This is a genomic window from Microbacterium sp. ZW T5_45, from assembly GCF_044987415.1.
GTDB lineage: Bacteria > Actinomycetota > Actinomycetes > Actinomycetales > Microbacteriaceae > Microbacterium.
In genome coordinates this window covers 79,833-91,845 of the sequence record NZ_JBJDRJ010000003.1, presented here as the reverse complement: position 1 = coordinate 91,845, position 12,013 = coordinate 79,833, and the positions used below count along the sequence as shown (strand labels likewise).

At 67.3% G+C, this 12,013-nt stretch carries 11 protein-coding genes; 7 read left to right on the top strand and 4 right to left on the bottom strand.

The window, feature by feature from the left end; all coding sequences use genetic code 11:
* Positions 1–197: 197 nt before the first annotated feature.
* A complete protein-coding gene (locus tag ACI3KS_RS02295) occupies positions 198–656 on the bottom strand; it encodes an Lrp/AsnC family transcriptional regulator (RefSeq protein WP_404914775.1) in 459 nt (152 codons plus the stop codon).
* 219 nt (positions 657–875) lie between these two features.
* On the opposite strand from ACI3KS_RS02295, the gene ACI3KS_RS02290 reads away from it, so the two are divergent.
* On the top strand, positions 876–3,209 hold the full coding sequence (locus ACI3KS_RS02290; protein WP_404914773.1) for a transketolase-like TK C-terminal-containing protein: 2,334 nt from the start codon (positions 876–878) through the stop codon (positions 3,207–3,209).
* A 93-nt stretch (positions 3,210–3,302) separates the two neighbouring features.
* Here ACI3KS_RS02290 and ACI3KS_RS02285 read toward each other — a convergent pair whose 3' ends face one another.
* Positions 3,303–3,980 carry a phosphoribosylanthranilate isomerase gene (locus tag ACI3KS_RS02285; RefSeq protein WP_404914771.1) on the bottom strand — a complete coding sequence of 226 codons (678 nt, stop codon included), beginning with the start codon at positions 3,978–3,980 and terminating at the stop codon, positions 3,303–3,305.
* A gap of 31 nt (positions 3,981–4,011) precedes the next feature.
* Positions 4,012–4,863, bottom strand: coding sequence for a MurR/RpiR family transcriptional regulator (locus ACI3KS_RS02280; RefSeq protein ID WP_404914769.1), 852 nt, complete (start codon positions 4,861–4,863; stop codon positions 4,012–4,014).
* Between the two features lie 107 nt (positions 4,864–4,970).
* On the opposite strand from ACI3KS_RS02280, the gene ACI3KS_RS02275 reads away from it, so the two are divergent.
* The 6 genes from ACI3KS_RS02275 to ACI3KS_RS02250 are packed head-to-tail and all read left to right on the top strand — an operon-like array spanning position 4,971 to position 11,326.
* Positions 4,971–6,263, top strand: a complete 1,293-nt coding sequence (locus ACI3KS_RS02275) for an ABC transporter substrate-binding protein (RefSeq protein WP_404914767.1) — start codon at positions 4,971–4,973, stop codon at positions 6,261–6,263.
* A gap of 3 nt (positions 6,264–6,266) precedes the next feature.
* Positions 6,267–7,244: a carbohydrate ABC transporter permease gene (locus ACI3KS_RS02270; RefSeq protein ID WP_404914765.1), complete on the top strand. Its 978-nt coding sequence runs from the start codon at positions 6,267–6,269 to the stop codon at positions 7,242–7,244.
* Positions 7,241–8,158: a carbohydrate ABC transporter permease gene (locus tag ACI3KS_RS02265; protein ID WP_404914763.1), complete on the top strand. Its 918-nt coding sequence runs from the start codon at positions 7,241–7,243 to the stop codon at positions 8,156–8,158. Before ACI3KS_RS02270 ends, ACI3KS_RS02265 begins: the two co-directional genes overlap by 4 nt.
* A 47-nt stretch (positions 8,159–8,205) precedes the next feature.
* Positions 8,206–9,396: a trans-sulfuration enzyme family protein gene (locus tag ACI3KS_RS02260; RefSeq protein ID WP_404914761.1), complete on the top strand. Its 1,191-nt coding sequence runs from the start codon at positions 8,206–8,208 to the stop codon at positions 9,394–9,396.
* A 5-nt stretch (positions 9,397–9,401) separates the two neighbouring features.
* Entirely contained in the window at positions 9,402–10,400 is a 999-nt protein-coding gene (locus tag ACI3KS_RS02255) for a carbohydrate kinase family protein (RefSeq protein ID WP_404914759.1), read from the top strand.
* Positions 10,397–11,326: a nucleoside hydrolase gene (locus ACI3KS_RS02250; RefSeq protein ID WP_404914757.1), complete on the top strand. Its 930-nt coding sequence runs from the start codon at positions 10,397–10,399 to the stop codon at positions 11,324–11,326. Before ACI3KS_RS02255 ends, ACI3KS_RS02250 begins: the two co-directional genes overlap by 4 nt.
* Before the next feature lie 67 nt (positions 11,327–11,393).
* Here the strand turns inward: ACI3KS_RS02250 and ACI3KS_RS02245 are convergent, their stop codons facing one another.
* Complete coding sequence (locus ACI3KS_RS02245) at positions 11,394–11,903, bottom strand: hypothetical protein (protein WP_404914755.1); 510 nt, start codon at positions 11,901–11,903, stop codon at positions 11,394–11,396.
* Positions 11,904–12,013: the final 110 nt, after the last annotated feature.

Below are 12,013 nucleotides of genomic sequence, written 5' to 3'. Positions count from 1 at the left end.
GTGCTCCGGGCGTGTCGAAAGCTATTACTAGCTGACCTGGTATTTCCGCACTGAAACTATCCATGATGTGGCGTCCCTCGGTGCAGGCCTCGGTCGTGTGCTTCCTGAACGGCAGGTTCTTGGTTCGAGTCCAAGCCGGGGAGCCAATAAGCCCCTGGACTTCTCAGAAGTCCAGGGGCTTCCCTTTTCTCTGCGCATCAGAGCAACTGCTCCACGCGATAGGGGACCATCTCCCGCATCACCAGACCGGTCGTCGTGCGCTTGACTCCGTCGATGTCGAGGATCCGACCTGCGATGCGGTACAGGTCGTCCGCATCGTGCGCGACGACGTGGATCATCAGGTCCGTGATGCCCGACAGGCCGAGGACCTCGACGACCTCGGGGATGTTGCGCAGAGCCACGCCGACGTCGTCCAGTCTGCGCTGGGTCACCTTCGTCAGCACGTACGCGCTCAGCGGGTATCCGAGGAAGGCGGGGTCGACCCGGCGCTGGAACGAGCGCAGCGCTCCGTCCTCGTAGCGCGCGAGCCTCGCACGCACGGTGTTGCGTGCGAGGCCGGCCCGCTCGGCAAGGGCGACGATCGTGGCCGCCGGGGAGCGGATGAGTTCCAGAATCAGGCGGCGATCGGTTCGATCTGCAGTGGTCGAGGAAGTCATGGTGCGCAGGCTCCTTCGCGAGGCACAGGCCCAAATGGGCGTTCTGATCAATCTGAGGCAAGTGTATTGCCCGTTCCGGACGTGAGTGGTGCACTGGTCGCACCTACTGCTTCATCTGCTCACACCGTTGGAGACCACGACGTCTGCAGCGCATCGCCCCAGAAGGGCCGGAGCATCGAGGATCCGGCATCGTGGCCGGGTCCCTCCTCGAGGATCGCCATGACACTCCCCATCACTCTTGCCGCCACGTCCCGTCCCGACTCCGAAGAACTGACCGCTCTCGCCGCCATCGAGCAGCGCGTCCTCTGGTTGTCGACGTCGATGATCCACCATGCCAACCGGGTTCGGCCGAATCCTTCGGGCGTCAAGGTCGGAGGCCATCAGGCATCCAGCGCCTCCATCGCCACGATCATGACTGCGCTGTGGTTCGGCGAGCTCAGAGCCGAGGACCGCGTCTCGGTCAAGCCGCACGCGTCGCCCGTGCTCCACAGCATCCACTACCTCCTCGGCGAACTCGACGAGACGCACATGACGTCGCTCCGCGCGCTCGGCGGGCTGCAGAGCTACCCGAGCAGGGCGAAGGATCCCGACACGGTCGACTACTCCACCGGCTCGGTGGGAATCGGAGCGACCGCACCCATCTGGGGCGCCATCTCGCGTCGTTACGCCTCGTCCATCGCCGGCACGTCTGCGAGAGGACGCCAGTACTCCCTGGTGGGAGATGCCGAACTCGACGAGGGCGCGATCTGGGAAGCCGTGCTCGACCCGCACGTTCCGGATCTCGGCGAGATCGTCTGGATCGTCGACCTCAACCGCCAGTCGCTCGACAGGGTCGTGCCGAACATCGCGGCAGGCAAGATCGAGCGGATGTTCGGCGCCGCCGGATGGCAGGTCCTCACCGTGCCGTTCGGCCATCGCCTGGAGGCGCTGTTCTCCCGGCCGGGCGGAGAAGCACTGCGCGCGCGGATCCTCGAGATGCCGAACCCCGAGTACCAACGGTTGCTGCGATGCACCGCGGGGGAGCTGCGACACCGACTGCCGGGAGCGGGAGCATCTGCTGCGGCGATCCGGTCGCTCGTCGATCAGATCGACGATGCCGACCTCGTCACCACGATCCGGAATCTCGGCGGCCATGACATCGCCGCGCTGCGCGCAGCGTTCGCGGACATCGACGACTCGCGTCCGACCGTGATCATCGCCTACACGATCAAGGGGAACGGCCTGCCGACCGCCGGGCACCCACAGAACCACTCGTCGTTGCTCACGGTCGAGCAGTACGAGCAACTCGCGACGGAGCTCGGCACCGACCCGGCGGCACCGTGGCAGCGGTTCGCTCCCGACTCTCCGGAGGGCGTCCTCTGCGCGCAGACCGCCGATCGGCTGCAGCGGGAGCCCATGTCGATCGAGGCTCCTCCCGCCGTGCCCGCGGACTTCGGCCGTACACCATCGGGCACCGGGGCGACACAGGCTGCTCTCGGACGAGTCCTGATGGATCTCACCCGATCGGCACCCGAGGTCGCGCGACGTGTGGTGACGGCGAGTCCCGACGTCAGTTCGAGCACGAACCTCGCCGGGTGGGTCAACAAGGTCGGCGTCTGGTCGACCAGCGATCGCCAGGACTGGTTCGATGACGACCCCGAGACGATCATGCACTGGCGGGAGCGCCCGAGCGGCCAGCACATCGAACTGGGCATCGCCGAGGTCAACCTGGTGAGCCTCATCGGCGAGCTGGGCACGACCTGGAGCAGGTGGGGGCAGACGCTGTACCCGATCGGCGTGCTGTACGACCCGTTCGTCGAACGCGCGCTGGAACCGTGGTCGTACGGCATCTACGCGGGTGGTCAGTCCATCCTCATCGGCACGCCGTCCGGCGTCTCCCTCGCCGCCGAAGGGGGAGCGCACCAGTCGATCAAGACGCCGTCGATCGGCGCGGAGCAACCGGGATGCCTGAGCTTCGAGCCCGCGTTCGTGCAGGAGGTCGAATGGCTCCTGCTCGCCGCGATGGCGCAGATGGGACGCCCTGGGGGCAAGTCCGCGTATCTGCGCCTGTCGACCAAGCCGGTCGACCAGAGCCTCGCCGCGATACCCGCGGACCCGGCCGCGCGCGAACGTCGTCGTCGCCAGGCGGTGGCAGGGGGATACCGTCTGCGCACCGCGGCGGACCCGGTCGCCACCCTCGTCGCGATGGGCGCGATGGTCCCGGACGCCCTCCGGGCCGCCGAGAGACTCGGGGATCTCGGACACGAGGTCGATGTCGTCTGCGTGACGAGCGCCGGGCTGCTGTTCGACGCTCTCCAGGCCCGCAACGGGCAGGCGGCGGGGGAGAGCTGGATCCTCGACCGGATGCTCCCCGTCGAGCGCGCCCGCCCGATGGTCACAGTGCTCGACGGTCACCCGCACGCGCTCGCCTTCCTCGCGAGCGTGCACGGGGTACCTGCCCGCCACCTGGGCGTCAGCTCCTTCGGTCAGTCCGGAGGGATCGATGACGTGTACCGGCTGCACGGCATCGACACCGAGAGCATGGTGCGCGCGGTCCTCGACCTCGTCGACTGACATCGGTCGCGGCGATCGAGCGGACTGAACGGCGGCCGTCCTCCTCACAGGGAGGACGGCCGCCATCATGTCGGTGCCGGAGTCGACGTCTCGTCAGCGAGCGGGCACCGAGGCGGCTGCGGTGACGAAGGCCGCGACCGCATCGAGGTCCTTCTCGAAACGGCCCTCGCCGAGCGGGCGATTGGTGCGGGTGAGGGAGTCGACGCCCCAAGGGCGTACGGCGTCGATCGCGGCGGCGACGTTCTCCGCCGAGAGGCCGCCGGCGAGGATGACGGGAACGTCGACGGTCGCCACGATCTCCGCACTGCGGCTCCAGTCGTGCGTGATCCCGGCGGCACCCACTCCCTGGACATCGGGAGTGTACGAGTCGAGGATGAGGAAGTCGGCGACCTCGGCGTATGCCCTGGCCAGCAGCAGATCGCCCTCGGCGCCGACGGCGATCGCCTGCATGACCTGCATTCCCGCGGGCAGGAGAGCACGCAGCTCGCGAACCGCGGCGACATCGACCGCGCCGACCTCACCGCAGAGATGCAGGATGTCGGGCCGGACGGCATCCGCCATGCGGGCGATCTCCTGGATGTCGGTCTCGACGCTCAGTGCGACCGAGGTCCCACGACCGTGCAGTGCGGCGACGGCCTCGGCGGCGACGGTCTCGCTGATCTGACCTGGTAGTCCGATCGTGGTCGGGGTGAGACCGACGTGGTCGACGCCGCGCTCCACGAGCGCGATCGCCTCCTGCGCCGACTGGGCGGTGTAGATCTGGACGATCATGGGGCTCCTCGATGGGGATGGGGACAGCGGATCAGAATGAGCTCTCGACGATGGACTGTCCTGCGCGCCGGTCGCGCGTCAGCACCTCGTCGAGGTGGCGGTGGCTGTAGGCGACGCACAGGGCGTCGAGCAGCGCGAGCTGGCACAGCCGGGCCGCCAGTGGCTCGTTGCGTGTCTCGTGCGAGACGCTCTGGAGCACGACATCGGCGGTCTTCGCGAGATGGGACTCCCGATTGCCGGTGACCACGAGCACGTCGGCGCCGGCGAGTCGAGCGCCCTCGGCCATGCGGACGACCGATTTCGTCTCTCCGGAGAAGGAGATCGCGACGACGAGATCACCGGGCCCCAGAAGCGCGGCATGGATGTTCTGCACCTGGGAGTCCTGGGGCGCATCGCAGCTGATCCCCAGACGCCGGCAGCGCTGGTAGAAGGACTGGCCGACCACACCCGAGGTGCCGACGCCGCCGACCAGGACGTTGCGCGCACCGTCGAGCAGGTCGAGGGCCGCATCGAAGTCGTCGGAGTCGATCACGTTCACCGTGTCCTGCAGCGACAGGGCTGCGCGCGCGAACACCTTGCGGGCGATCGTCATCGGATCGTCGCCATCGGCGATGTCGTCGTGGATGAGCTGCATCGGGGTCGCGAGGTCGCGGGCGAGGGCCAGCTTGAGATCGGTGAATCCGGCGAAGCCGGCGTTGCGGCACATGCGCAGCACGGTGGTGTCGCTCACGTCGCAGGCCTGGGCGACGTCGAGCATCGAGGCCTCGAGGAGGTGTTCGGGTCGCGTGAGTATCCAGTCCGCGACGCGCCGCTCGGTCGCGGACAGCGCCGGCGAGGCGGCGCGCAGAAGCGTGAGGGCTCCGGGTCTCTCCTGGGGGGCCATGCGTTCCTCCGATGATCGATACCGATCTGAAGTGGTGCTACCACAACTATGTGGATCACTATATAGTGATACCACTCTTACCAACAGTGTCGTTCAAAGGAGTCGTCATGCGAAGTCATCTCCGCACCATCACCGCAGCCGCGATCGCGGTGGGCGTCGTCGCCGCACTCACCGGCTGCGTCGGCAGCGGCGGGTCCTCCTCGTCCGGCGGCGGTGACGACGACAGCCTCACGATCTGGCACGCGTATGCGGGGCAGGACGACAAGGTCGAGTTCATCAACTGGGCGCTCGACGGGTTCAAGAAGGAGCACCCCGAGGCGAACATCAAGGAGGTGTCCGCCGAGCAGTCGTCCTACAAGACGAAGCTGCAGACAGCGATGTCGACGGGGGACGTCCCCGACGTCTTCTACACCCTGCCGGGCGGCTTCCTCGACGCCTTCGTCCAGAGCGGCCAGGTGGCATCCCTCGACGACGCTCTCGCCGAAGACGGCTGGGGCGACGGATTCATCCCGGCCGCGATGGACTCGGTGAGCTTCGACGGTTCCACCTACGCCGTCCCGATCGACATCGACGCAGCGGTCGTCTGGTACAACACCGCGCTCTTCGAGGAGAAGGGGTGGAAGGTTCCGACGACATGGGACGACTTCATGGCCCTGAGTGAGACCATCGCCGCCGACGGAATCGTGCCCGTCGCGCTCGGCAACAAGGACAGCTGGCCCGCCACGTTCTGGTTCCAGTACGGCCAGATGCGCACCAAGGGCAGCGGTCAGGTCACCGACGTCCTCAGCGGCGACGCCGAGATCGCTTTCGACCCCGCGGGCGCGCAGCCCCTGCAGAGCCTCGCGCAGAACGGGTTCCTCCCCACCGGCGCGAACGGCATGTCGGACCAGGAGGCGAATCTCCTCTTCCTCAACGGGCAGGCGGCGATGGTCCTCAACGGGACCTGGCAGATCGGGATGTCCGCGGATGCCCCCGAAGGCTTCGAGCTCGGTTACTTCCCCTTCCCGACCATCGAGGGCGGAACGGGCGACCCGTCAGACACCCTCGCCGGCGTCGCCGCCGCCTTCGCCGTCTCGGAGAAGGCGAAGGACAAGGAGCTCGCGATCGAGTTCCTCAAGTACATGACGAGCCCCGACGTGATGAAGAAGTACGTCGAACTGCGCAAGACCATGGTGACGCTGCAGGGCGCGACCACCCCCGATGTCGCCGGCCCCGTCCTCTCCGGCATCGTCACCGACATCATCGAGCCGTCCGCCCACCTCGATGCGTTCTACGACACGGCGCTTCCGCCCAAGGCGACGACGGTCTACTACTCCACGCTCCAGGGACTCATCGAAGGATCGATCGACGCGCAGCAGGCCGTCGACGCGATCGACGAGGCCGTCAGCGCCGGGGAGTGACCCGTGGCGAATGATGTCCGAACCGAGGGGGTGCTCGTGAAGAGCATCCCCTCGGGGACTCCCCGTCGAGGCGGGCTGCACCGTGCGAAGCGCCGTGAATCGGTGATCGCGTTGATCTTCCTGGTTCCCGCGCTGGCATTCCTCGGTCTGTTCGTCGCCTACCCTCTCGCGAATGCCGGGATGCTGTCCTTCTACAAGTGGGACGGTTTCTCGCCCAGGGAGTGGATCGGCCTCGACAACTTCAGTCGGCTGCTCGGCGATGCCGTGTTCTGGTCGTCTCTGAAGAACAACGCGCTGATCGCGGTCGCAGCCATCGTCTTCCAGGTCGGCCTGGGGATGGTGATCGCCTACTGGCTGGTGCGCGTGATCCCGCGGTTCAAGCGCACGGCGATGTTCCTCTACGTGATCCCCGTGGTCATCAGCGAGATCTGCATCGGTCTGCTCTGGCAGTTCGTCTACAACCCGTACTTCGGGCTCCTCAACGGCTTCCTCCGTGTGATCGGTCTCGGAGATCTCGCGCAGGGATGGCTCGGCGACAAGAACCTCGCGATGCCGGCCGTTCTCGTGGTGATGAACCTCACCTACCTCGGGCTCTACATCCTGCTCTTCGTCGCGGCGTTCCAGGACGTCGACGAATCGGTCTACGAAGCGGCGTCCCTGGACGGAGCCGGCCACTTCCGCACGTTCTTCGGCATCAGCGTGCCGATGATCCGCTCCAATGTGCAGGCGACGGTGCTGCTCGCGGTGGTCACCTCATTCAAGACGTTCTCGCTCGTGTTCGTCATGACGAGGGGTGGCCCCAGCAATGCCACTGATGTCGTGTCCACTTACCTCTTCAAGACCGGATTCGGCAACTTCGAAGCCGGCTACGCCTCGGCCATCGGGATCGCGCAGCTCCTGATCACCGTGATCGTCGGAGTGTTCGTACTGACTGCATCCCGGCAGCGAACGCCGCGTGCGATGAAGGGAGCGTCCCGATGAGCCAGGCGACGATGGCCGTCACGGTGCCGGTCGACGAGAGACTCACACCCCGGCAGGAGCGCAGGCGCGAGCGCGAGCAGCTGCCACGCACCCGCCTCGGCTGGGGAGCGATCACGGTGCTGGTGCTGCTGGCCCTGCACCTCATCGTCGTCCTGTTCCCCTTCCTGTGGATGGTGTACAGCTCGTTCAAGACCAACCCGGAGTTCCAGGAATCCGTCTGGAGCCTGCCCACGGCTCTGCAGTGGGACAACTATGCGACGGCGCTCGCCGATGGATCGCTGGCGCTGTACGCGGGGAATTCGCTGATCGTCACGCTGGCGTCTGTGCTGATCACCGTCGCGATCGCGACGGCCGCCGGATACGCCTTCGTCGTGTATCGGACGCGATGGATGCCGGCGGTCGAGCTGATCATGCTCGTCGCGATGGCGATCCCCGCATACATCGCGCTGGTGCCCCTGGTCGCGATCATCCGGGAGCTCGGGATGCTGGACACCCTGGCCGGCGTCATCCTGCCGACCGTCGCATTCAACCTGCCGATCTCGGTGCTCATCATGCGCGGCTTCTTCGCCACGGTTCCCCGTGACCTCATCGAGGCGGCACGGATCGACGGTGCGTCCGAGTTCGCGGTCTTCACTCGCGTCATGGTGCCCATCGCGAAGCCCGCGATGTTCACCACGGGCATCGTGAACGTGATCTGGGTGTGGAACGACTTCCTGTTCCCGCTGGTGATCCTCAACAGCCCCGAGCACAAGACTCTGCCCCTCGGTCTCACCGACTTCGTGGGGGAGCGGACCACGAACTACCCTGTCCTCCTCGCCGCGATCCTCCTCGCCGCGCTCGGATCATTCCTCGTGTACCTGGTGTTCCAGCGACATGTGATCGGCGGACTCACCAGCGGCGCGCTCAAGCAGTGAGCCGCACCCCAGCCGGATCTCCCCATCCCGAACAGAAAGGACGCCCCGTGGACAACCCGCAGGAGCTCAGCCTCGCCAGTCGTGCCGTCTTCTACTCCCCGGAGGAGAGCACGCAGTCGATCAGCTACCCCATCTTCATGTCGGCCAATTATCAGTACGACGGCGACGCCTACGACCAGGTGGTCGACGGCGCACGTCGCAGCGTGAACATCTACAGCCGGTGCGGCAACCCCAACGAGTACAAGCTCGACGACCAGATGGCGCTGCTCGCCGGCGCGACGGATGCGCTCTCCGTCGCCTCAGGGATGGCGGCGATCTCGCACGCGGTCCTTGGGCTGCTGAAGGTCGGCGACCACATCGTCGTCGACCTGACCACGTACAGCTCGACGCATGAGTTCTTCGATCACCGCATCCAGGACTTCGGCATCGAGGTGACGTTCGTCGACTCCTCCGACGTCGATGCCGTGCGCGCGGCGATCCGGCCCGAGACCAAGGCGGTCTACGTCGAGACGATCGCGAACCCGACCATGAAGGTCGCGCCGCTGCGCGCGATCGCCGACGTCGCCCATGAGCACGGCGTCGTCGTGATCTGCGACAACACCTTCGCCAGCCCGGTCGTCTGTCGTCCCCACGAGCACGGCGTGGACATCGTCCTCGAGAGCGCCACGAAGTTCATCGGCGGGCACAACGACGCCGTCGGCGGCATCATCAGCATCAACTCCGAGATCCTGCCGGCCGACTGGATCGAGCAGATCCGCTGGAACACCCTCACCAAGCTCGGCGGTGCGCTCTCCCCGTTCAACGCCTGGCTGCTCCTGCGCGGCATCCAGACGCTGCCCCTGCGCGTCGAAAAGATGACCGAGAACGCGGGACGCTTCGTGGAGTGGCTCTCGGCGCACCCGAAGGTGCGCCGAGTGTACTATCCGGGTCACCCCTCACACCCGCAGTACGACGCCGCCCGCGAGCAGTTGGATTCGCCAGGGGCGATGCTGGCCTTCAGCGTGGACACCGAGGAGCAGGCGGCGCAGGTGTGCAAGAACCTGAAGCTCGCCTCGTTCGCGGCGAGCCTCGGCGGCGTGCGCACGGTCACCCAGCTGCCCGCGACCATGGCCTTCCTCGACATCCCCGAGGAGGAGCGTCAGCAGATGGGCATCACCCAGGGCATGATCCGCGTGTCGGTCGGCATCGAGAAGGTGGACGACCTCATCGCCGACTTCGCCCAGGCGCTCGGGGACTGAGTCGCATGACAGCGTTCGCCGCCGAGGTCGTGCTGCTCGGAGATCTCAACGTGGACCTCCACCTCGACATCCCGGTCTACCCGGCTCCGGGAGGAGACGGTGTGGCGACCCGGCAGCGGATGGGTTTCGGGGGCTCGGCGGCGAACACCGCGGTCATGCTCTCCCGGCTCCGAGTGCGCGCGGGCATGATCGCGTGCATCGGCGACGACGAGTGGGGCGAACAGGCCTTCGCCGGTCTCGCCCAGCAGGGCGTGGACACGAGGCTGGTGATGCGCAGTGCGGTCGAAGGCACGTCGCTCAACGTGATCACGGTGACACCCGACGGCGAACGGACCATGTTCGCGTATCGCGGCGCCAGCGCGCATCTGCGTGAGGAGAGCCTTCCCGAGTCGTTCGACGGCGCGTCCCTCCTCCACATCTCCGGTTATGCGCTCCTCGCCGAGCCGCAGCGGTCTGCGGCGGTCGCCGCAGCCGCATCGGCGCGGCGATCCGGGCTCACGGTGTCTCTCGATGTTCCCGTCGATCCCGTGGCCGCGGTGCCCGAGGCGCTCCTCGCGTTCCTCACTTCCGTGGACGCGGTCGTCATCGGCGCAGCCGAGGCGAGAAGGCTCACCGGTGCGGACGAAGACGAGGACGCGCTGCAGCGGATCGCCGACCACGGCCCCTCGGTCGTCGCGCTCACCGGCGGAGCCGCCGGCTCGCTCGTGCGGATCGGCGCGGCGATCGTGCGAGCGCCCGTCCCGACCGTCCGGGCCGTCGACACGACCGGAGCGGGAGACTCCTTCTGCGCGGGGCTGATCTTCGGGCTCCTGCGTGGTATTGCGGACCCCGAGCTGGTGGCATCCATGGCCAACGCGTGCGGAGCAGCGGCTGTGGGCGTCGCGGGTGCCGGGGCTCAGCTGCCGGACCTGGGGCGCATCGTCTCGGCGATCCGCGCCCTTCCCGCTCCGATCGCGGAGAGGCTCCTCGAGGCGATCGACCGGAGAGAAGGAGCACTCGGATGACGACTCGGGTGATCCTCGACTGCGATCCCGGCCACGACGACGTCTTCGCGATCTGGTTGGCCGCAGCGCACCCTGGCATCGATCTGCGCGCGATCACGACCGTGGCAGGCAACGGCCGGCTCTCCGACACGACGCACAACGCCCTCGTCGCGTGCACGGTGGCCGGCATCCGCGATGTTCCGGTCGCCGCCGGTGCGGCAGGGCCTCTGGCCGGCGAGTTGCACACGGCGGAATGGATTCACGGCCCCAATGCGCTCGGCGGCCCGCACCTGCCGGAGCCGGACATCACGGTGGATCCGCGCAGCGCCGTCGAGCTCATGGCCGACACCCTCGGCTCCTCAGATCACGCGACGATCGTCGCGACCGGTCCGCTGACGAACGTCGCCGCCCTCATCCGTGAGCGGCCGGATGCCGTGCGGCACATCGACCGCGTGGTGTGGATGGGTGGTTCCACCTCCCGGGGGAATGTGACCCCCTACGCCGAGTTCAACGCCTGGACCGACCCCGAGGCGGTCGACGTCGTGCTCTCGAGCGGTGCGGACCTCACCATGGTCGGTCTGAACATCACCCACCAGGCGCGCATCACCCCCGCGGTTCGCAGCCGGGTCGGTGCGGGCGGTACGAGGACGGCGGCTTTCGGTCGAGAACTGCTGGACTTCTTCTGCGGGACGTACGCAGAAGCGGAGGGGATGCCGGACGCGCCGATGCACGACCCGATCACGGTGGCGCTGCTGGCCGACCCGTCCGTCGTCACGTCCGTGCGGTCGAGGATCGACGTGGAGCTGCACGGAACCGAGATCCGCGGCGCGACGAGCGTCGACCTGCTCGGGTCGCTCGGGCGACCCGCGAACGCGACCATCGCCATGGATCTCGACGTAGAGCGCTTCTGGCGCATGATCGAGGACGCGGTGGCCGCGCTGGCCTGATGCGTCTCGGTCGACAACGCAGAAGGCCCCGTCGGAGTCGACGGGGCCTTCAGGTACGGTTCTGGTGTCAGCGGGCTGCGCCCGCGAGAGACGTCGAGACGGAGCCGGCCGGATCGACGACCACGCACTGGACGACCCGGTCGTTGAACTCGTCCCACGTCTGCTGGGTCGGGCTGATGGTCGTGACCTCGAGGACGGACTCCTGATAGCCGATACCCACGAACGACGTGAACGGGTCGCCGACGCACTCCTGTCCCGCCGCATCGACGTCGTCGGCAGAGAACTCGCCGTCGGGCAGGGTGATCTCGTAGAAGACCTCCTGGTCGTGCGGCTGATCGCACGGAACGAGGTCCGCGTCCTGGAGCAGCCCGGTCGACGTCTCCAGCATGCAGTCGCCGACGTCCACGGAGAAGATGCCGACGTTCGCGCTCTCGGTGACGTTGCCATCCTCGTCGCGCTGCGCGTCGCCCGAGCCACTGCCGAGGATGCCGTCGAGTACGCTGCAACCGGTGAGGGCGAGCGAGAGCACCGCCGCCGATCCGATGAGTGCGAGTGCGCGTCGCGTGCGCAGTTCCATGTGGGTACCCCTCCAAGAGCAATGGTGTGCGGGCACGAGAAAGCGGCCCTCCGAGGAAACGGTATCCGCGCCATCACCTGTGACGCAACTCGGAGAACTCTGTGCGCGGG

What these genes read in the sequence shown, in the direction of transcription:
- ACI3KS_RS02295 (WP_404914775.1), bottom strand. Translation starts at nt 656, where the DNA reads ATGACTTCCTCGACCACTGCAGATCGAACCGATCGCCGCCTGATTCTG.
- ACI3KS_RS02290 (WP_404914773.1), top strand. Translation starts at nt 876, where the DNA reads ATGACACTCCCCATCACTCTTGCCGCCACGTCCCGTCCCGACTCCGAA.
- ACI3KS_RS02285 (WP_404914771.1), bottom strand. Translation starts at nt 3,980, where the DNA reads ATGATCGTCCAGATCTACACCGCCCAGTCGGCGCAGGAGGCGATCGCG.
- ACI3KS_RS02280 (WP_404914769.1), bottom strand. Translation starts at nt 4,863, where the DNA reads ATGGCCCCCCAGGAGAGACCCGGAGCCCTCACGCTTCTGCGCGCCGCC.
- ACI3KS_RS02275 (WP_404914767.1), top strand. Translation starts at nt 4,971, where the DNA reads ATGCGAAGTCATCTCCGCACCATCACCGCAGCCGCGATCGCGGTGGGC.
- ACI3KS_RS02265 (WP_404914763.1), top strand. Translation starts at nt 7,241, where the DNA reads ATGAGCCAGGCGACGATGGCCGTCACGGTGCCGGTCGACGAGAGACTC.
- ACI3KS_RS02255 (WP_404914759.1), top strand. Translation starts at nt 9,402, where the DNA reads ATGACAGCGTTCGCCGCCGAGGTCGTGCTGCTCGGAGATCTCAACGTG.
- ACI3KS_RS02250 (WP_404914757.1), top strand. Translation starts at nt 10,397, where the DNA reads ATGACGACTCGGGTGATCCTCGACTGCGATCCCGGCCACGACGACGTC.
- ACI3KS_RS02245 (WP_404914755.1), bottom strand. Translation starts at nt 11,903, where the DNA reads ATGGAACTGCGCACGCGACGCGCACTCGCACTCATCGGATCGGCGGCG.